At 73.0% G+C, this 19555-nt stretch carries 17 protein-coding genes and 1 pseudogene; 3 read left to right on the forward strand and 15 right to left on the reverse strand.

Going from position 1 to position 19555, the window contains the following annotated elements:
- Positions 1-31: 31 nt before the first annotated feature.
- From AWW66_RS13145 to asnB, 11 genes are all read right to left on the reverse strand, one after another.
- On the reverse strand, positions 32-1174 hold the full coding sequence (locus tag AWW66_RS13145; protein ID WP_067364907.1) for a GNAT family N-acetyltransferase: 1143 nt from the start codon (positions 1172-1174) through the stop codon (positions 32-34).
- Entirely contained in the window at positions 1164-2636 is a 1473-nt protein-coding gene (locus tag AWW66_RS13150; protein WP_083978461.1) for a M20/M25/M40 family metallo-hydrolase, read from the reverse strand. The genes AWW66_RS13145 and AWW66_RS13150 overlap by 11 nt, the downstream gene beginning before the upstream one ends.
- Complete coding sequence (locus tag AWW66_RS13155; protein WP_067364909.1) at positions 2636-3853, reverse strand: aminotransferase class I/II-fold pyridoxal phosphate-dependent enzyme; 1218 nt, start codon at positions 3851-3853, stop codon at positions 2636-2638. Before AWW66_RS13155 ends, AWW66_RS13150 begins: the two co-directional genes overlap by 1 nt.
- Before the next feature lie 4 nt (positions 3854-3857).
- Positions 3858-4688: a 2,3,4,5-tetrahydropyridine-2,6-dicarboxylate N-succinyltransferase gene (locus AWW66_RS13160; RefSeq protein WP_067364912.1), complete on the reverse strand. Its 831-nt coding sequence runs from the start codon at positions 4686-4688 to the stop codon at positions 3858-3860.
- Positions 4685-5938, reverse strand: a complete 1254-nt coding sequence (locus AWW66_RS13165; protein WP_067364914.1) for a diaminopimelate decarboxylase — start codon at positions 5936-5938, stop codon at positions 4685-4687. The genes AWW66_RS13160 and AWW66_RS13165 overlap by 4 nt, the downstream gene beginning before the upstream one ends.
- 1 nt (position 5939) lies before the next feature.
- Positions 5940-6641, reverse strand: coding sequence for a class I SAM-dependent methyltransferase (locus AWW66_RS13170; protein ID WP_211271934.1), 702 nt, complete (start codon positions 6639-6641; stop codon positions 5940-5942).
- Positions 6641-8008, reverse strand: a complete 1368-nt coding sequence (locus AWW66_RS13175) for a hypothetical protein (RefSeq protein ID WP_067364917.1) — start codon at positions 8006-8008, stop codon at positions 6641-6643. The genes AWW66_RS13170 and AWW66_RS13175 overlap by 1 nt, the downstream gene beginning before the upstream one ends.
- 43 nt (positions 8009-8051) lie before the next feature.
- Positions 8052-9911, reverse strand: a complete 1860-nt coding sequence (locus AWW66_RS13180) for a GNAT family N-acetyltransferase (protein WP_083978463.1) — start codon at positions 9909-9911, stop codon at positions 8052-8054.
- Entirely contained in the window at positions 9908-11518 is a 1611-nt protein-coding gene (locus AWW66_RS13185) for a GMC family oxidoreductase (RefSeq protein WP_067364919.1), read from the reverse strand. Before AWW66_RS13185 ends, AWW66_RS13180 begins: the two co-directional genes overlap by 4 nt.
- 2 nt (positions 11519-11520) lie before the next feature.
- Complete coding sequence (locus AWW66_RS13190; protein WP_067364921.1) at positions 11521-12369, reverse strand: TauD/TfdA dioxygenase family protein; 849 nt, start codon at positions 12367-12369, stop codon at positions 11521-11523.
- Between the two features lie 61 nt (positions 12370-12430).
- The gene (asnB, locus tag AWW66_RS13195) at positions 12431-14266 is read right to left on the reverse strand and encodes an asparagine synthase (glutamine-hydrolyzing) (protein WP_067364924.1); all 1836 of its coding nucleotides are present in this window, start codon (positions 14264-14266) and stop codon (positions 12431-12433) included.
- Positions 14267-15277: 1011 nt separating this feature from the next.
- On the opposite strand from asnB, the gene AWW66_RS13200 reads away from it, so the two are divergent.
- From AWW66_RS13200 to AWW66_RS13210, 3 genes are all read left to right on the forward strand, one after another.
- Positions 15278-16105: a DUF72 domain-containing protein gene (locus tag AWW66_RS13200; RefSeq protein ID WP_067364926.1), complete on the forward strand. Its 828-nt coding sequence runs from the start codon at positions 15278-15280 to the stop codon at positions 16103-16105.
- Between the two features lie 260 nt (positions 16106-16365).
- Positions 16366-17112 (forward strand): class I SAM-dependent methyltransferase, encoded by a 747-nt coding sequence (locus tag AWW66_RS13205; RefSeq protein WP_067364927.1) that lies wholly within the window; start codon positions 16366-16368, stop codon positions 17110-17112.
- Positions 17102-17602: a polyketide cyclase gene (locus AWW66_RS13210; RefSeq protein ID WP_067364929.1), complete on the forward strand. Its 501-nt coding sequence runs from the start codon at positions 17102-17104 to the stop codon at positions 17600-17602. Before AWW66_RS13205 ends, AWW66_RS13210 begins: the two co-directional genes overlap by 11 nt.
- 6 nt (positions 17603-17608) lie before the next feature.
- On the opposite strand, the gene AWW66_RS13215 is transcribed toward AWW66_RS13210, so the two are convergent.
- The 4 genes and pseudogenes from AWW66_RS13215 to AWW66_RS34385 form a co-directional block, all read right to left on the reverse strand.
- Positions 17609-17830, reverse strand: coding sequence for a hypothetical protein (locus AWW66_RS13215; RefSeq protein ID WP_067364931.1), 222 nt, complete (start codon positions 17828-17830; stop codon positions 17609-17611).
- Positions 17831-17889: 59 nt separating this feature from the next.
- Positions 17890-18000, reverse strand: a pseudogene (locus tag AWW66_RS35295) (IS5 family transposase); the annotation flags it as partial.
- A 110-nt stretch (positions 18001-18110) separates the two neighbouring features.
- The gene (locus tag AWW66_RS36430) at positions 18111-18494 is read right to left on the reverse strand and encodes a helix-turn-helix domain-containing protein (RefSeq protein ID WP_067364934.1); all 384 of its coding nucleotides are present in this window, start codon (positions 18492-18494) and stop codon (positions 18111-18113) included.
- Between the two features lie 494 nt (positions 18495-18988).
- Positions 18989-19555 (reverse strand): helix-turn-helix domain-containing protein (locus AWW66_RS34385; RefSeq protein WP_483819087.1); only part of this gene is annotated, 567 nt, incomplete at its 5' end.

Below are 19555 nucleotides of genomic sequence, written 5' to 3' on the forward strand. Positions count from 1 at the left end.
AAAGCGTTAACAGGGGGCCCTTCCTTACACCTCAGGCGGTGCCGGCCTCGACGGCCTGCGGGAAGGGCTTGGTGAGCGCCTCCCGCCAGGACTCCTCCAGCGGCTGCGGGGGCACCACCGTCGACCAGAGCCCGTGCACCTGGGCGCCGCGCAGCACCTTGCCCTGGTAGCTTCCCGCGCCGAGGGCGACGGCCCGCAGGCCGGTGGCGAGCGCGTGCCGGACGGGGGCGTAGACGGCGAGGTTGAAGTAGGCGAACGGGGACGCGTCGGCGTTGAACCCGGCGGACCGGGAGTAGAGCGTGTCGCCGTGCGCGTAGCAGAGGGTGAAGCCGTTGATCCGCCCGTCGCGCTCGTCCACGAAGACCACGCTGCCCTCGCCGAGGTGCTTGTCCTGGAGGGCGAAGTACCGGCCGACCTCCTCGTCGGTGATCTCCGCGCCGAACTTGCGCTGGTGCCCGCCGAGCAGCGGGGACACCTCGGTCAGCACCTCCGCGAGCCGGTACTGCCCGAGGTGGGTGCCGGAGTCGGCGAAGGCGGTCACCTCCTTGCGCAGCTTGCTGCGCCGGGCGCTGGGGAACCGGGACAGGTAGCCCTCGAAGTCGGTCGCGCCGTCCAGCGCGACGGTCGCCTCCGCCGAGGTGGCGATGACCGGGGCGGTTCCGCCCCAGACCGTGGCGACCCGCTGCGCCTCCTCCTTGGGCAGGTACATGAAGGCGGTCGTCCGGGCGCCCAGGTCGGCGGCGAGGTCGCGGCAGCGGTCCAGCAGGGCCCGGGTCACCACCGTCCGGGCCTCGTCGTCGAGGTGCGGGGCGAGGAGCAGGTCGCCGTGGTACCCGCTGCACCCGCCCACCAGCAGCACCGGGAACCAGCGCTCGGCGGCGCCGGCCGGGTCGCAGTGCGGGGCGAGGAACATCCGGACCGGGTCGTACCAGGTGGTGAACCGGGTGGGGACCTCGGTCATCAGGTACGTCGCCACCGCGCCGACCAGCGCGCCGTCGGCGTCGTACGCCAGCACGTAGCCGGGGCGCAGGTCCGCGAAGTACTCCTCCGCCCAGTGCAGCCACCCGTGGCTCTGGTAGAGCTGGGCCCGCGCCGCCAACGGCGCCCACTGCTCCCGGGGTACGTCCCCGATCGTCGGCACGATGGTGAGCCGGAGCTGCGGGTCAGCGGACATGCGGATGACTCCGTCCTGACAGGAGGGTGTGGAAGCAGTCGGCACCGAAGTCCAGGGCGGCCAGCGAGATGCGTTCGTCGGCCTGGTGCAGGCGGTCACGGTATCCGACGGGGGCCCCGGCGGGCAGCGGGAACCACCCGAAACACTGGATGCCGAGTTGGCTGAAGAGCCGGGCGTCGGTGGAGGCGGTGGTCAGCACGGGTACCGGCGTTCCCGCCGGGTCGTGCGCCCGCAGCGCGGCCACCAGCCGGTCGTACCCCTCGTCGAACCGGGGCGCGGGGCTGATCTCGCCCTCGACGAAGAGGTCCAGGTCGGCGTCGGGGCCGGTCCGGGCCCGGAGCTGGTCGAGGAACCAGCTCGTCGGGTACTCCCCGGGCAGGACCCGGCCGTCGACCTCCACGGTGATCTCGGCGGGGTGCACGTTGGTGCCGGTGCCGCCGCGCAGCACCGTGGCGCTCACCGTGTGCTGCACGACCGAGCGCAGGTAGCGGGCCGTCGGGCCGGGCAGCCCGTCGAGGGTGCCGGGGTCGGTCGGGTCGGCGTGGAACGCGGCCACCCGGGCGCCCACCTCGGGTGGCAGGGCGGCGGCCAGGTCGGTCAGCATCCGGTGCGCCACCGGGGTCATCTCCACCCCGAGCCCACCACCGGAGATGGCGGCGAGGAAGCGGGTGAGCTGCCCCACCGCCGAGCCCGGCCCGGCGACCCGGGAGGCGTGCCCGCCCGGCCCCCGGAAGGTGACCCGTACCCAGCAGGTGCGTTTCTCCGCCACCACCACCGGGTGCAGGCGCGCGTGGTCGCCGAGCCCCAGCTCCGCGCCGCCGTCCTCGCCGACGGCGTACCGGACCCCGGTGAAGAGGTACGGGTGGTCGCGGACCAGCAGCCGCGCCCCGGCGTCGCTGCCGGTCTCCTCGTCGGAGACCACCGCCAGGATGACGTCACCACGCGGTCGCTCACCGGCGTCGGACATGCGCAGCACCGCCGCCAGCATCATCGCCAGGTGCCCCTTCATGTCGACCGCGCCCCGGCCCCACAGCTCCCCGTCGACGATCTCCCCGTCGAACGGCGGCCGGGTCCACGGCTGGCCGGTCACCGGCACCACGTCCACGTGGGCGTGCAGCAGCAGCGGCGGTTCCAGGCCCCGGCCGGGCAGCCGCGCCACCAGGTTGGGGCGGGCCGGGTCACCCAGCAGCCGGGTCTCCAGGCCGGCGTCGGCCAGCAGGTCGCGGACCCAGCCGACGCACTCGGCCTCGGCACCCGGCGGGTTCGTCGTGACGAACCGGACCAGGTGCTGCGCGATGGCCGCCGGCGACCGCACCGCGCGGCCCACCCCGGCCAGCGCGGACGAGCCGGCGGGACCCGCGGCACCGACACCGTCGGACGAGCCGACGAGACCGGCCGCACCGACACCGCCGGACGAGCCGGTGGAGCGGCGCGTCGCTGCGAGCTGTTCCGGTGCCACCATCACAGTCCCTCCCGGAGCCGGGTCAGGGCCGTCTCGATCCGGGCCCCGTCGTGCACGAGCGCGATCCGCAGGTGGCCCACGCCGGGACTGCCGCCGTCGGCGTCGGCCACGGCGAGGAACCGGCCCGGCATCACGGTGAGCGCCTGCTCCCGCCACAGCCGGCGGGCGGTGGCGGTGTCGTCGGCGACCGGCAGCCAGCAGAAGAAGCCGGCCGCCGCCCGCCGGTACCCGGGGACGTCCTTGAGCAGGTCGTCGGCGCGGTCCCAGACGCGGGACAGGGCGGCGCGGGCCTGCGCCACGTGCGCGTCGTCGGCCCAGAGCGCCGTGGCGACGGCGCAGACCGGGCGGGGCAGCGGCACCCCGCAGGTGCGGTTGTACTCGGCGTACGCGGTGACGGTCGCCGGGTCCCCCACCACGAAGCCGCTGCGCAGGCCGGGTGCCCCGGACCGCTTGGAGAGGCTGTGCACCACCGCGAACGGCACGTCCCGCACGGCGGTGCCGCCCCGGTCGGCGACCACCGACAGGTAGCCGGGCGGCGGGGTGCCGAGCCACAGGTCGATGTAGCACTCGTCGACCACCAGCACCGCGTCGGCCCGCGCGGCGAGGTCGGCGAGCTGCCGCAGGTAGGCCGGGGTCCGGGTCTCGCCGCGCGGGTTGCCCGGATGGCAGACCACGATCGCCGCGACCCGGCCCGGCTCGGCGTCGACCGCCGCCGCGAGGTCGTCGCCGGTGTGGAAGACCGGCCGGGCGCGGGCCGCCTCGGTGGCGGCCAGGTAGGTCGGGTACCCGGGGTTGGGCAGCACCACCACCGGGTCGGTGACGCCCCGCGCCGCCGCCCGACCGACGGCCTGGGCGATCAGCACCGCCAGGGCCTGCTTGGTGCCCGGGGTCGGCTCGACCGCGAGGTCCGCGAACGGGTCACCGGGCGACCCGGCGGGCGGAGGAGCAGCGGACCCGGCGGGCGGACCGGCAGCCGGCGGGTCCGTGCCGAAGCGGCGGCGCAGCCAGCCCCGGTACGCGTCCCGCAGCTCGGCTGGACCGCCGAGTTCCGGGTACCGGGTCCAGCCGTCGACCCCGGCCAGCACGGTGGTGTCGATCGGCGGGGTGACCAGCCGGGACTCCCCCAGGTGCAGGGGGATCGGGTCGAGCCCGGCCGGCGGCGGGACGTCGGCCAGGAGGTCCCGCAGCCGGGCGAAGGCGTTGCGCGTACCGGGCACCGGCTCAGTCCCGGACCAGGTCGTTGAGGGCCGTCCTGCCCCGGGTCCGCTCGTCGGCGTACTTGACGATGACGGCGGCGTACACGGACAGGCCCGGCTGCTGCGCGGTGGCCCGCGCACCGGCCACCACCACGGCGTTCTCCGGCACCTCGCCGTAGCTCACCTCGCCGGTGGCCCGGTCCACGATGGGCGTGGAGCGGCCCAGGTAGACGCCCATGCCGATGACCGCGCCGGTGCGTACCCGGACCCCCTCGGCCACCTCGCTGCGGGCGCCGACGAAGACGTCGTCCTCGATCACCACCGGGTTGTCCCCGATCGGTTCGAGGACCCCGCCGATCCCCGCGCCGCCGGAGATGTGGCACCGCTCGCCGATCTGGGCGCAGGAGCCGACGGTGGCCCAGGTGTCCACCATCGTGCCCGCCCCCACGTACGCGCCGACGTTGACGAAGGAGGGCATCAGCACCGCCCCGGGGGCGACGTACGCGCCGTACCGGACCACCGCGCCCGGCACCACCCGCAGCCGGGACTTCTCGAAGTCGCCCTCCTCCCACTCCTCGAACTTCAGCGGCACCTTGTCGTACGTCTTCGGTCGGCCCGGCCCGGCCTGCGCGGCGGCGTTCGGGTGGGTCAGGAAGGACAGCAGGATCACCTGCTTGACGTACGGGTCGACGACCCAGTCGCCGTCCTGGGGCCGGGCGGCGCGCAGCTCGCCCCGGTCCAGCCGGGCCATGCCGTCGGTGACGTACGGCCGCAGCGCCGTCACCTCGTCCGGCGTGAGCCGGTCCCGCCGGGCGAAGGCGTCCCCGACGTACTGCCGGGCCTGCGCGTCACTCACCTGGTCACCTCCATGATCGGGGCGGGCGTCCAGCGGGCCGTGGCGAGGTAGTCGTCGAAGGTCTCCGCGCGGCGGATCTCGACCACCTCCCCCGCCGTGGTCAGCATCAGCTCGGCCGGTCGCAGCCGCCCGTTGTACGTGAAGCCCATCGCGTGCCCGTGCGCCCCGGTGTCGTGGACCAGCGCGACGTCCCCCTCGACCGGGTCGGGCAGCAGCCGGTCGATGCCGAACTTGTCGTTGTTCTCGCAGAGCGACCCCACCACGTCGACGAGCGTCTCCGGCCGCCCGTCGGCGAACGGCAGGCTGATGTGGTGGTACGCGCCGTAGTACCCGGGCCGCATCAGCGCGGACATCGAGGCGTCCACCCCGACGACGTCCTGCCCCTTGCGGCACCGGTTGGTCACCCGGGTCACCAGCACCCCGTGCGGGCCGGTCACGTACCGGCCGAACTCGGAGACGACGCGCGGCCGGTGGTGCCCGAAGACCCGCCGCCGGGCGGCCAGGATCGCCGCCGCGTACGCCCGGAAGTCGATCGGCCGGTCCGCCGGCCGGTACGGGATGCCGAGCCCGCCGCCGATGTTGACGTACTCCAGCTCGATGCCGGTGTCGGCGGCGAGCCGCGCGGCCAGCTCGACCACGTCGACGGCGGCCCGCACCGCCCGGTCGAGGTCCAGCTCGTTGGCGCAGATCATCCCGTGGATGCCGAACCGCCGCGCGCCCCGGCCACGGGCCTGCCGGTAGGTGTCGGCCAGCTCGTCCACCGGCACCCCGAACTTCGAGTGCGCGGCGCTGCCCATCAGGGTGGAGCGGGCCGCCACGCCGTGCGGGGCGACCCGGAACGCGACCACCTCCGGCAGGCGTTCGGCCTTGTCCAGCATGGTCCGGTCGTCGAAGGTGATCACCGCGCCGGCCTTGAGCGCCTGCTCGTACTCGGCGACCGTGGTGTTGTTGGAGGTGAAGACGACGTCGTCGCCACCGGCCCCCAGCCGTTCGGCCAGCTCCAGCTCGACCGGGGAGGCGCAGTCCAGCCCGCTGCCCTCGGCCAGCAGGGTGCTCAGCACGGCGGGGTTGGGCAGCGCCTTCACCGCGAAGTACTGCCGGTACGGCTCGGTGCCGAAGGCGCCGACCATGTCCCGGTACGTGTCGACGATGCCCTGCTGGTCGTAGATGTGGAACGGGGTGCCGTAGCCGGCGACCAGCTCCGGCAGCAGGGGCAGCAGCCGCCCGGCGAACGCCTCGGACAGCGGCATGTCAGGGCACCCGGGCGACGCAGATGGTGCGGTTGCGCAACCCGCTGATCGGCCGCAGGTACGGGAAGTAGTAGCTCTCCACCGGGGCGAAGCCGAAGCGGGTCAGCTCGGTCTGGAGGTACTCGCGGGAGACGAACCAGAACCCGGCGACCCGCTCGTGCGGCGCGAAGTCGACCTCCGGCTCGTACGGGGCGTCGTTGGAGAAGACCACGTACGCGCCGGAGCGCAGGTTCAGCTCCGCCAGCTTCCGCAGGGCCGGCGTAGCGGCCTCCTCGGCGGTGAAGACGTGGCCGAGGAAACCGTCGGCGTAGAGCACGTCGGTGTCGGCCACGTCGGCCGGCTTCAGGTCGAAGTAGTCCGCCACGACGGCGTCCACCCCCTTGGCCCGGGACAACGCGACCGCCTCGTCGTTGCAGTCGATGCCGCGCACGGTCCGCTGCATGGCGACCAGGTCGCCCTCGACGAAGCCGTTGCCGCAGCCGAGGGAGTAGACGGTGCCGGTGGTCGAGGTCAGCGACAGCAGCTTGAGCGCCATGTGCGACCGGTACTCCGGTACGTACGTCGAGGGGGTGACGGAGTCGTTGAACGCCTTGCCCTGCTCCCAGATGGCGTAGATGGTGCCCTCGGGGGTGCCGTCGACGGACCGGTGCGCGCTGTAGTACTCGCGGACCTGCGCGAGGTTCTGCTCGACCTTGATGATCACTACCGGTTCTCCCCAACGGCCGTGGTGTGCGGTTGTCCGTACTCGACCGACCCCGCCGGGCGGGCGCGCAGCTCGTTGACGAGCGGGCGCAGCACCTCGGCGTTGGCCGGGCCGTGGTTGCGGTACAGCTTCAGGGCCAGGTCGGCCTCCCCGGCGAGCAGGAAGTCGGCCAGCACCCGGGCGAGCGAGCGCAGGCCGGCCAGCACCACGCTGGCCTCGCCGGCCAGCCGGGCGCCGTCGGGCGCCAGCGCCCCGACCTGCACGAGGTACGACAGTTGCAGGTACATGCCGTCGCTGTCGGGGAAGTGGCCCAGCCCCCGGCTGACGTAGCGCAGGCACTCGGCGAGGTAGTAGGCGAGCACGTCGGCGGGGGCGAGCCCGAGCCGCTCGGCCCAGACCTCGGTGAGGATCAGGACGCCGAAGACGTCGGCGGCGACCTCCTGGAGCACCACCGACGCCCACCGGTCGGCGGCGTTGAGCGCCGCGAAGCTGGTGGCGGGCCGCTGGACGAAGTGCCCGAACTCGTGGCTGAGCACGCCGAGGGTGGGGATCGCGGCGAACCGTGGCGCGTCGGGCTCGAACGGCGTGTCGAAGGCGAGGAACTCGGCGGCCAGCGGCGCGGAGACGCCCCGGACCAGCGCCGCGTGGGTGTTGGTGAAGTAGTACGTCTTCTTGAACGGCGAGTACTTCACCCCCTCGTCCTCGGGCAGGAAGTACGCGATGTGCTTGGGGTGCAGGTCGCCCTCGCCGGCCATGAAGAACAGCTCCGTCGCGCCGAACGCGGGCAGCTCGCCCAGGCGCAGGTCGGCGTGCAGCCGGGTCAGGTACGGCGGGACGTCCGGCAGGAACTCCAGCGCCCGGGTCACGTCGGCGTGCCGCTGCTCGTCGCGGCGGCAGGCGAAGGCGGTCGGCAGGCCCCGCAGGTCCTTGCCGTACCAGGTGGAGACCTGGCCGGCGACCAGCGTCACCTCCTCCTCCAGGCCGGCCAACTCCTTGAGGATGTGCTCCTCGTAGCCGTGCTCGACGGCGTCGGCGCGCAGCAGGGCGGCCCGCCGGTCGGTCTCGCCCGGCAGGAGCCCGGCGACCCGGCGCACCGCCGCGGCCACGGCGGCCGGGTCGGCGAACCGGCGGCGCTCGGCGATGCCGTGCTCCTTGGCGTGCGACCACTCGGCGTCGACGGCGGCGCGTAGCTGCGCGAGGGCGGCCGGGAACTCCGCGCCGAGGTCCGGGGTGCTCGCCGCCAGGTCCACCGGGATCAGGTCGTACGTGCTGCTCGGTGGCCAGTGGGCGGCCCGGTGGTCGCGGTACGTGCCGGCCTGGGTCAGGTTGGCGGCGTGGTCGAAGCGGTCGCGGGGGGTGTCAGGCACGCGGGTGTCCCTTCTCGACAGCGGTACGGCCCGGGGAGGGTGGTCACGGGGCGATGGTGAAGAAGCGGTTGTCCCGCTCCCACTCGCGGATGAGGGCGTGGTCGGCGGCCAGGACGTCGACGTCCGGGTGGGTCATGAAGACGATCCCGGGGCTGCTGAAGAGGTCGGTGGTGCGGCTGACCCGGTCACCGGGCTTCGGCGCCCGCTGCACCCAGGTCCGGCTGCGCAGGGTGGCGAGCAGCTCCCTGTAGCGCGACTCGGTCACCACCCCCTCCTGCGCGGAGATGAACTGCACCTGCCACAGCGGGTACGCGTGGCCGGGCTGGGCGTCGGCGTACCGCTCGACGAAGGTCGGCCCCTCGACGACGACGTTGGTGACCAGGTCGAGCATGCTGGCCCCGACCGCGTACGCGGCGGCCTCCCGGTGCAGCCCGCCGGAGAGCCGCGACGCGCTCTCGACCAGGGTGGGGGTCCCGTCCGGCGCGACCATCAGCTCCGTGTGGTGGGCGCCGTACCGGGTGCCGAGGGCGTCGAGCACCCCGTGCACGTACTCGACGATCTCCTTCATCTCCGGCTGGGTGGGGTCGCAGAGCACGCTGCGGTCGTAGAGCCAGCCGCCGCCGGGCACCCGGATCTTCTCGGTCCGCCAGATCTCCGTGACGACGTGCCGGCCGTTGCCGCTGACGCCGTTGATGAAGTACTCCTGCCCGGTCAGGAACCGCTGGGCGAGCACCGCGTCGTTGCGTCCGCCCATCTGGTTGGTCGCGCCGTGCAGGCGGTGGAAGGCCACGGTCAGCTCGTCGACGTCGGCGCAGAAGACCACCGCGTCGGTGCCGGAGCTGGAGGTCGGCTTGAGCACCACCGGCCACGCCCCGGCGTCCGCCCACCCGACGAGCCCGTCGAGGTCGTGCGCCAGGTAGTGGTCCATGCTGCGCAGCCCGGCCGCCTTCAGCCGGTTGTGCATCTCGTACTTGTCGCGGCGGGCCAGGCTGCTCTCCGGGCTGTTGCCGGGCAGGCCGAGGGCGTCGGCCAGCAGGTCGGCGACGATCACCCCGCTCTCCGAGCCGGGCAGCACCGCCGCCGGCCGGTGCCGGGCCAGCTCGGCCACGGTCGCGGCCACGTCCCCGGTGAAGGTCACCAGGTCCAGGTAGTCGTCGGCGTTGAAGGTGCGCAGGAAGTACGGCGACAGGTCGGGGCTGCTCAGCACGTGCACGCACTGCCAGCCGCGTTCCCGCAGCACCCCGGGTAGCCGCGCCCCGGACGAGTAGCCGTCGACCACCACCAGCACCGGCTGCCGCGTCGTGTCCATCCCAGTCCCCTGTTCCTGTCGCTGTCCCGTCGGTGGCCCGTCGAGGGCCTTCTCCATGAAGATGCTGAGCGGGTCGTCGGGGTAGTCGCCGAAGCGTCCCCGCTCGACGTAGCCGAGCCGGCGGTACAGGCCCACCGCCTCGGGTTGGCTCGTCCCGGTCTCCAGCCGCACCAGCGGCACGCCCGCCGCGCGCGCCCACTCCTCCAGGGCGGCGAGGATCGCCAGCCCGATCCCCCGCCGCCGCGCGCCGGGGGCCACGAACATCCGTTTCACCTCGGCGTAGGTGTCGTCGACCCGGGCCACGGCACCGCAGCCGAGCAGCCCGCCGTCGGCCGCGTCGCGGGCCACCAGGAACCGCACCCGGGGCCCGCGCAACTCGTCCACCGGCAGCATGTGCACGCTCTGCGCCGGGTACAACGAGTGCGCGTACTCCTCGGAGCGGCGCAGCAGGTCCGCCACGTCGGGGCTGTCCGGGTCGCCGGGTGCGACCACGAAGGCCGCGTCGCCGGGTGCGACCACGAAGGCCGCGTCGCCGGGCCCGACGACGAACGACGGGCCACCCGCCGGGGCGGGCGACGGCGGGCCGGCGGTCACGGGGCGACCCCGGCCCGGTGGTCCTGGCGGACCAGCGCCGCGCCCTTCTCGCCGATCATCATGCTGGCCGCGTTGGTGTTGCCCGAGATCATCGTGGGCATCACCGACGCGTCGATCACCCGCAGGCCGTGCACCCCGTGCACGCGCAGCCGCTGGTCGACCACCGCGCCCGGGTCGTCGCCCATCCGGCAGGTGCCGACCGGGTGGTAGGAGGTGTCCCCCTTGGTCCGCGCGTACGCCAGCAGGTCCTCGTCGGTGTGCACGTCCGGGCCGGGCTGGGTCTCGAACTCCCGGTACGCGTCCAGCGCCGCGCCCTCGACGATCCGCCGGGCGATCCGCATCCCCGCCACCAGCGTGGTCCGGTCGTACGGGGTGTCCAGGAACCGGGGCCGGATCGCCGGCGGCTGGGCCGGGTCGGCGGAGCGGATGTGGATCGAGCCGCTGGACTCGGGGCGCAGCGGGTAGACCCCGACGGTCATCCCGGGCCGGGTGTCCAGCCGGCGGGTGTTGCCCGCGCCGTAGCTGGCCGGGGCGAAGTGAAACTGGACGTCCGGCCGGTCCAGGTCGTCGGAGGTGCGGACGAAGCCGTGGCCCAGCGCGATGGGGAGGCTGAGCAGCCCCCGCCGGGTCCCCAGGTACCGCAGCACCTCCCCGGCGAGGCGCAGGCCGCGCGAGCGCTCGTTGAAGGTGATCGGCTTGCGGACCCGCCAGCGCAGCCGGGCCGCGAAGTGGTCGCGGAAGTTCTCCCCGACCCCGGGCAGGTGGTGCACCACCGGGACGCCGGCCCGCCGGAGCACCTCGGCCGCGCCGATGCCGGAGAGCTCCAGCAACTGCGGCGACTGCACGGTTCCGGCGCTGAGGATCACCTCCCGCCCGCAGGTCGCCTGCCGCTCGGCGTCGCCGTGCCGGTAGGTCACCCCGACGCAGCGGGTGCCGTCGAAGCGCAGCCGGGCGACGTGCGCGCCGGTGAGCACGGTCAGGTTGGGGCGGCGGCGGGCCGGCGCGAGGTACCCACCCAGCGCCGACGAGCGCCGCCCGCCCTCGTGGTTGACCTGGTAGTAGCCGAAGCCCTCCTGGTCGCCGGAGTTGTAGTCCGGGTTCTGCGGGTACCCGGCCTGTCCCGCGGCGGTGAGGAAGGCGTCGCAGAGTTCGTCGCGGTCCCGGGGCAGGCCGACCGCGATCGGCCCGTCCTGGCCCCGGCTCTCCCCGCCGATCCCGCCGGCCCGTTCCATGCTGCGGAAGTACGGCAGCACGCCGGCCCAGGACCAGTCGGTGTTGCCCAGCGCCGCCCAGTCGTCGTAGTCCTGCCGCTGGCCCCGGACGAAGATCATGCCGTTGATGGCGTTGGACCCGCCGAGCAGCCGGCCCCGGGGGATGCGCAGGGTCCGCCCGTTCAGCGTCGGGTCGGCGTCGGTGTCGAAGCACCAGTCGTAGCGCGGGTTGCCCATCAGGATCGTCTCGGCCGCCGGGATGGACAGCAGCGGGCTGCGCCGCTCCTGGCCGGACTCCAGCAGCAGCACGCTGACCGACGGGTCCTCGGTGAGCCGGCCGGCGAGCACGCACCCGGCGGCTCCCGCGCCCACCACGATGTAGTCGTACGTCGTCATGGTCAGGCGGCGGCCGGCCGACCGGCGGCGATGGTGGTCCGGTGCAGCAGCCGGCGGTGCGCCACGTGGTCGTAGTAGGTGGCGCGGTGCATGGCGCTGCGGTTGTCCCAGAGCACGATGTCCCCCGGCCGCCACTTGTGGCAGTACGTGAACTGCGGCTGCACGGAGAACTCCTGGAGGAAGGTGACCAGCGGGGCGCTCTCCTCCTCGGACATCCCCTCGATCCGCCACGGCACGTTGCCGCCGACGTAGAGCGTCTTGCGGCCGGTGACGTCGTGCCGGCGGACCACCGGGTGGCTCACGTCGACCCACTCGGCGCGTTCCTGCTCGGTGGGGGCGGGCCGGTCCGGGTAGTTGTACGGCCGCGACTGCACCCGGCTGATGACCACCCGCAGGTTCTCGATGCGGTCCTTGACCCGCTGCGGCAGGGCCTCGTAGGCGGCGTACATGTTGGCGTACCAGGTGTCGCCGCCGACCGGGGGCACCTCGATGGCGTACAGCATCGAGCCGACCGGCGGGGTGGTGAGGTAGTGCCCGTCGGTGTGCCAGACCCGCCCGCTGTAGGCGGAGCCGATCGGCTTGCCGTCGCGGGTCAGGTTGGACAGCAGCAGGATCTCCGGGTACTCGACGTCGTTGAACTGGGAGCGGGTGTAGGCGAACACCTCGCCGAACCGGCGGGTGAAGGCGATGTGCTGCTCCGGGGTCATCTTCTGGTCGCGGAAGAGCAGCACGGCGGTGTCCATCCACGCCTGGTGGATGCGGTCGAACTCGCGGTCGGAGATGTCGCCGGTGACATCGATCCCACGGATCTCGGTGCCGACGCCCTCGGCGAGGGGGACCAGTTCGAGCATGGGACTGCCTACCTTTCTGCCGGGTGGGTCACGCGCGGTACGCGGGGGCCGCACCGGGTCGTCATCGGACCGCCACACCGTTCTCCTCGATCCAGGCCCGCATCTCCACGAGCTGGATGAGCAGGTGGGCGGGGCTGGCGCCGCCGGGCAGCTCGGAGCTGAGCTGGTCGGCGGCGATCTGCCCGATGAGGTCGTTGAGCCGGGCGGTGTCGAACATCCAGCCGACGGGGGACGCCGGGTCGTTGGCGATCCAGGTCGCCTCCCGGATCAGGGACTCGTCGTACTGCGGGCTTTGCACGTGCGGGTAGGCGCTCTTGCGCCGGTTGCGGGTGCCCGCCGGGAGCAGGTCGGCCATCGCCGCCTTGAGCAGCCCCTTCACCCCGCCGGTCGACTTCATCGACCAGGGCACGTTCCACAGGTACTCGACCAGCCGGTGGTCGCAGAACGGGACCCGGACCTCCAGGCCGTGGGCCATGCTCATGCGTTCCTTGCGGTCCAGGATCACCGCGAGCGGCCCGGACATGCCGAGGTAGAAGACCTCCCGCATCCGGGCGTCCGCCGGGTCCTCGCCGGGCAGCTTCGGCACCCGGGCGAGCAGCTCGTGGTACCGGTCCCGTTCGTCCTGCTCGGGGCGGACGACGTCGCGCAGCTCCGGGGAGAGGTAGTCGACCAGCCGGGGGCCGTCGCCGATCCAGGGGAAGGTGTCGCGCCCGACCCGGTCCGCCTTGAAGAAGTACGGGTACCCGCCGAGGAACTCGTCGGCCGCCTCCCCGGTCAGGGCGACCACGCTGCGCTCGCGCATCTGCTGGAAGATCAGGTACATCGAGGCGTCGAACTGGCCCCAGCCGGGCAGGTCGCGGGCGCGGCGGGTGGCCGGGATGGCGGCCAGCAGGTCGGCCACGCTCGCGGTGAGGGTGTGGTGCCGGGTGCCGATGAACTCGGCCGCCGCCGCCGCGTACGGCGCGTCCACGTCCGGCCGGAGCTCGGTCGGGGTGAAGTGCGCCGGGTCGCTGGCGAACTCGACGCAGTAGGTGTCGAGCTGCCGGCCGCTGCGGCGCAGGAGCTGGGTCGCCAGCGCCGCGATCGAGGTGGAGTCGACCCCGCCGGAGAGCATCGCGCCGCCGGGGACGCCGGTGGCGAGCTGCCGGCCGACCACGTCCTCCAGGAGTTCCCGCAGGTGCGCCGCCGTCTTGTCGAAGGACTCGTGGTGCGGCGCGCTGGTCAGCTCCCAGTACCGGCGGGTGGTGATCCCGGCGTCGGAGCAGGTGACGATCGCGGCCGGGGCCACCTCGCGCAGGCCCACCAGCGGGGTCTCCCCGGGCATGGTGAGGCGCGGCTGGAGCACGATCGGCAGCGCGGACAGGTCCAGTCGGGGGGTGAAGCGCGGGTTCGCCAGGATGCCCTTGGGCTCGGTGGCGAAGACCACCCCGCCGGCGTACCCGTGGTAGTAGAGCGGCTTGAGGCCGAGCCGGTCCCGGGCGAGCAGCAGCCGGCGGGTCCGGCCGTCCCAGACGGCGACGGTGAACATCCCGTCGAGCCGTTCGACGAACCGGTCCCCCCAGAGCAGGTACGCCTGGAGCAGGAGTTCGCAGGTCGCGCCGGAGCGGGGGGTGCCGCCCGCCGACTCGACCTCGCGGCGCAGTTCCCCGGTGTTGTAGATCGGCCCGGCCACGACGAGCGCGACGGCCGCGTCGCCGAGGTCCAGTCGGGCCAGCAGTCCGCCGTCCTCGACCGCCCCGGTGTCCAGGCCCCGGTACCCGAGCCCGGCGTGTGCCGACAGCCACACCCCGGCGCTGTCCGGGCCACGGTGCCGCATGGTCCCGGTCATCGCCTCCAGAATGTCCGACCGGGTACCGATGTCACGACGAAAGTCGATCCAGCCGACTATTCCACTCATCCGTTGATCTCCTGTACGCGCACCACGTACGAATGCGGTGGCCGCTCCGGTTCAGAGGGCCCGGCCCTCACCTACGGTCATTTCCGGCGCTTACCGTCACCCGCCGGACCGGCGCACGCCGAGCCCGCCGCACGAGGTCGGCAGCGACAAAAGGGAGGACACCGTCGTCCACGAAATTCCCGGCCACACCGCCGGTTCGACATCACCCCGAAAGGGGTGGGCCGATTCATGATCGTGCAGCTTCCGCGACCGCGTCGTCGTCGGCTCGCCGGTCGTCACGCCCGGCCCGGACCGAGCCACTGACCAGCCAAGATCAGCCACTCGCCGGCGGGCGCACCGCTCATGGGCGACTGCCCGGCGCGGTCGGCACGTCCTGGTTGAGCACCGTCAAGACCATCCCCCACCCCGCTCGCCCCGGCACGCAGAATTGACGTACCAGAAACCTGCCCGTAAAACAGTCGCGGCCAAACTGTTGTCCCGTGTGTGCCGGAATCCCGACACACACAACGACCTGCGGTTACACACCGGACCGAGTGAAGTTTTAATACCGCAGGCCGGAACGAACTCATAATGACCTCCGTCGGTACGCAGCACAAGGGGCCAAAATCCACGTACCGCATCATGGGACACCCTCGGCGCACCCGAGCGTTTATGCAGGTCAACCCGGTTAGGCGAGGGAATTTCCGGACCCCTGCGGCCGACCCTTCCACCGACGAACGGCACGCAATCCACCTCGGACGGACCTGTCGGACACCGGCGGTACACAGCAGACACCGCCGACGGATCGACCGATACCGCCGTACCGGCTGGCGCGGGGCCGCGAGGCCGGTTCGGCGACGGGGCGCGCGACGCGGAAACGGGGGCGGGGCCGCACGACGCCCGGACGGGGACGGCCGGATACCGTACGTCCGGCGCGGTCGGCGGCCCGGTGGACGCCGGCCGGGGGCGGGCGCGCCGGATGCCCGGTCGGTGGGAGGGGGCGAGGTGCGGCGGTTGCACGTGGGCTGCGCGATGTGGACGCACAAGTCCTGGCAGGGGCGGCTGCTGGCCCACCCGCTGCCGGCCGGCGAGCGGCTGCGGCACTACGCGGGCTGGTGCGACGCGGTCGAGGGGAACACGACCTTCTACGCCACCCCGAGCCGGGAGACCGTGGCGACCTGGGCCGCGCAGACCGACCCCGACTTCCGGTTCGTGCTCAAACTGCCCAAGGTCGTCACGCACGAACGCCGGCTCGGCGACGTGGCCGAGCCGCTGGCCGCCTTCCTGACGGCGATCGAGCCGCTCGGGCCCCGCGCGCACGCCCTCTGGGTCCAACTGCCCGGGTCGTTCGCCCCCGCCGACGTCCCCGTGCTCGCCCGGTTCCTGCGCCGGCTGCCCGACACGTACCGCTGCGCCGTGGAGGTCCGCCATCCGGCGTTCTTCACCGACGCCCCCTCGACGCGGCTGCTCGAAGGGGTGCTCGCCGACGCGACCGCCGAGTGGATCCCGTTCGACACCACCGCCCTCTTCCAGGACCGGCCGACCAGCGACGCGGAACGGGACGCCTGGACCAAGAAGCCCCGTACGCCGCTGCGGACCCACGCGCTGACCGACCGGCCGATCGTGCGCTACCTCGGGCGCGACGACACCGCCCGGACCGTCGCGGGCTGGCAGCACTGGATCGACGTCTGCGTCGACTGGCTGCGCGAGGGCCGCTCCCCCACCGTCTTCGTGCACACCCCGGACAACGCCGACGCCCCGGTGCTCGCCCGCCGCTTCCACGACGAGGTACGGGCCCAGGTGCCCGACCTGCCGCCCCTGCCCGAGCCGGAACCGGTCGAACCCTTGACCCTGTTCTGAGCCGGACCACGGCTCCCGCTCCACCGCTGGCCGGCGCGACCTGACCGCTGCGGAGCACCCGTCGCGCACCGGACCGTCGGCAGGGACCCGAAGGAGGCGCGGGTCCGGGGCGTGCCCCCGCCCGGTCAGAGCCTTGCCGCTGGCCACCCGAGAGGCTGCGGCGCGGCAGCAGCCTCTCGCCGGAGACGATCACGCGTCGCCAGCGGTATCCGGCCCCTGGCACGCCCGCCGGCTGAGAGAGGGTGTGAGCGTACGGGGCGATGGACACCTTCGGGCCGATAGCGGACCTGTACGAGAGCGTCCGGCCGGGATACCCACCCGAGATCGCCGACGCGATCCTCGCCCACCATGGCAGTACGCCGACGTCCGTGGTCGAGGTCGGCGCCGGCACGGGCAAGGGCACCGACGTCCTCGCCCGCATCGGGGCGCCCCTGACCTGCATCGAGCCCGATCCCCGGATGGCGGCCTCGCTCGCCCGGCGTTTCCCGGACGCCCGCATCCACACCACCACGTTCGAACGGTGGTCACCGCCGGCCGGCGGGGTGGGCGTGCTCGCCTGTGCCATGGCCTGGCACTGGCTGGCCCCGGCCACCCGGAACACACAGGCCCGGAGAGCACTCGCACCCGGCGGCACACTGGCAGTCTTCGGGCATCGCTACGGCTACGCCGACGCCGCACAGGGGGCAGCGATCCGATCCGCGCTGCACGCCGTCGACCCGACCGTCCGGGAACGCCCCGTGGACTGGTTCTACCAGGACATCGTCGACCGGGGGCAGTTCGACGACGTACGCCGGGAGGTCTTCGGGCGTGACCTGCGGTTGGACAAGGAGCAGTACCTCGGCCTGGTGCGCACCTTCGGGCCGTACCTCTCCCGGCCGCCGGCACAGCAACAACGCGCGATCACCTCCCTCGGCCGAGTCGTCGACGAGTTCGGCGGCACCGTCGTGCTGGCCCTGCGTACCACGCTGGTGCTGGCCCGAGCGGGGAGGCAGGCACGTGCTGGGTGACCGGTGGGGCGTGACCGACGAGGACGTCTCGCGCTCCTACCCGTGTGACGACTTCGTCGCCGCACCCACGTTGCGGGCGTGGCGCGGGGTACGGGTCGACGCGCCCGCGACGGTGGTGTGGCCGTGGGTCGCCCAGGTGCGGCTCGCGCCGTACTCGTACGACTGGATCGACAACCTCGGCCGACGTTCACCTCGACAACTGGCCGGCCTACCCGAGCCGACGGTGGGAGAACCCTTCACCGCCGTGGGCGGGCGCCGGCAGGGCCGGATCCTCGCGGTCGACCCCGGAAGGCAGCTGACCGGGGAGATCATGGGCGCCGTCATGTCCTACGTCCTCGTTCCCGTGGGGGAGGACACCACACGCCTGCTGCTCAAGGTCGCCATGCGGACGAACCGGCTGGTCGCGCTCGGGCTCTGCCTCGGCGACCTGGTGATGGCCCGCCGGCAACTCCTGAACCTCAAGCAGCTCGCCGAGCGCACCGCACGGTGACACCGCTCAGGACCGGGTCGCCCGGATCATCCGCAGGATGCCCTGATGCACCAGCACGCCGACGGCGGTGTTGGCCACCGCGAGCCCGGACGCGCCGATCAACGCCGGCCCGACCGTCGTCCCGTCCCCGGCGACCAGTAGGAGCGGCCAGCCCACTGCGGCGACGATGAGCGACGTCCGCCACCAGCGTCCGAGCAGGAGACCGAACAGGATCAGTGTGGGGATCACGGCGAGGGCCTCCCCTCCGGTTGCCGTCAGCCTATCCTCGCTGCACGACGGCAGGGAGCAATATGCCGCTTGCGTCCCTCGAACTTCTTCGCCGCGTCGATGCCCTGGCGGGACTCCGGCACGTTGCTGGAGGTCCTCACGCTCTGGGGGTCCACAACGGCCGCTGGCGGCCCACGCCACGGCCCCGACTGAGCCGTCCCGCTCCCGCCGCAGATCGTGAATTCGCTGCGTGGTCCCGCGCGCCGAGTCGCGCGTCGCGGATGGGTGCCAGCGGAAGTGCTTACCACCGCGGCTGACCGTCGTTGTTTACTTCAGGCGTAATGTCGGAGTCGATAGCCACAATCTCTGGGACCACCCTGAACCGGGCCGACATCGTCGCCGCCCCATCCGTTCGTGGCTGCGCTGTCTTTTGGTGGTCCACGAAGCGCCGCAGTCGGCCGAGCGCTCCGCCTGTCCCCAACGCCTCGTCACAGCGGGCCAGGACATCCAGGCTAGCCGTCCGCTCCGCCTTCTCGATCTTGCCGAGAAGGTCCGGGCTCACGTACACCAGCGCCGCGAGCCGTGCCAACGACAGCCCGCGCTGCTGCCGCCAGCACCGCAACTCCGCTCCGAGAAAGTGACGCGCGGACGCGTACGGCCTCAACTCCGCCGGCCGCTGCCCCATCAGACCCGCCCGCGCCCGTCAGCGAGTGCATACACCCACGCCCCACTACCCGAGGTCAACGGCAGGGCCGAGAGTCCGGGACCGTCGTCAGGCATCGTGGTCAGGAGGACGCGGACGGGCCCGGCGCGCTCACCGTCAACCATGATCACGACCGCCGCCCCCGCCGCCACCTGAGGATGAACGGTGGGGGTCACGTCCGCGTCGTCGTGCGACGACGCGGCCGACCGTCCGGTCGGCACTCTGCCAGAGGCGACGGGTGCTCATCTCCCGGCTGCTCTCGGCGTTGGCCACCGAGCTGCGGGAGTAGCAGACGGCCTTGGCGAGTTGTATCTGCGTGAGCCCGGCAGCGGCATGCCACTCGACCAGGTGTTGACCAAGGCCGCTCCGTTCCTCGTCCGCCCCCTGCGGCGTGATCCTGATTGGCTCGGTACGACGTCGAGACGGGCTCAAGGCGTTTCGGGCGTCGCGGCGGAGCCAGGCGACCTGTACACCCATCATCGCTGCCGCCGCCCCTCCGCCGGCCGGCGCGCCTGGGACCCCTCGACCGCCTCGCTCGAACGGGCCGGTACGGGGGCGAGGATGGTCGCGGGGTCGGTTGGTTCGATGAGCACTTCGACCGGCCCTGCCAGGACAGCGACACGTCCGGCAGGGCCCTCGTCACGCACCCCCCTGACCTGCGCCGCCTCGACGGTCAGACTCACCCGCACCGTCGCACCGCCGGGAACGACCAGCCCATTACCATCGTCCCCGACCACCCTGCCTGACGCTGCCACACCACCGGTGTCATCGGGCGCAGGGGCAGGCATGTCGGAGGGCGTCGGTGGGGCCACGTGCACCTCCGGGTCTTTGGCGTGTCCGTGGATGACGAAGAACCCGAGCTCGGCGTTGGTGGCCTTGCCCAGCACCTGCCGCAACGCGGTGCGGCAGGGCTCGAACGGCCACCGGTGCTCACCGCGTTCCAGCTTGCCAACGTAACGGGCATCAACGTTGACACGACGCCCCACGTGCTCGTAGGCGTACGCGTTGACCGCCTCCGCCAACTCCTGCCGCGACATCGGCCG

It is taken from the genome of Micromonospora rosaria, assembly GCF_001567585.1.
Taxonomy (GTDB): Bacteria; Actinomycetota; Actinomycetes; order Mycobacteriales; family Micromonosporaceae; genus Micromonospora; species Micromonospora rosaria.

Coding starts and splice junctions, on each gene's coding strand:
- AWW66_RS13145 (WP_067364907.1), bottom strand. CDS start 1,174: ATGTCCGCTGACCCGCAGCTCCGGCTCACCATCGTGCCGACGATCGGG.
- AWW66_RS13150 (WP_083978461.1), bottom strand. CDS start 2,636: ATGGTGGCACCGGAACAGCTCGCAGCGACGCGCCGCTCCACCGGCTCG.
- AWW66_RS13165 (WP_067364914.1), bottom strand. CDS start 5,938: ATGCCGCTGTCCGAGGCGTTCGCCGGGCGGCTGCTGCCCCTGCTGCCG.
- AWW66_RS13185 (WP_067364919.1), bottom strand. CDS start 11,518: ATGACGACGTACGACTACATCGTGGTGGGCGCGGGAGCCGCCGGGTGC.
- AWW66_RS13190 (WP_067364921.1), bottom strand. CDS start 12,369: ATGCTCGAACTGGTCCCCCTCGCCGAGGGCGTCGGCACCGAGATCCGT.
- asnB (WP_067364924.1), bottom strand. CDS start 14,266: ATGAGTGGAATAGTCGGCTGGATCGACTTTCGTCGTGACATCGGTACC.
- AWW66_RS13200 (WP_067364926.1), top strand. CDS start 15,278: ATGTGGACGCACAAGTCCTGGCAGGGGCGGCTGCTGGCCCACCCGCTG.
- AWW66_RS13205 (WP_067364927.1), top strand. CDS start 16,366: ATGGACACCTTCGGGCCGATAGCGGACCTGTACGAGAGCGTCCGGCCG.
- AWW66_RS36430 (WP_067364934.1), bottom strand. CDS start 18,494: ATGGGGCAGCGGCCGGCGGAGTTGAGGCCGTACGCGTCCGCGCGTCAC.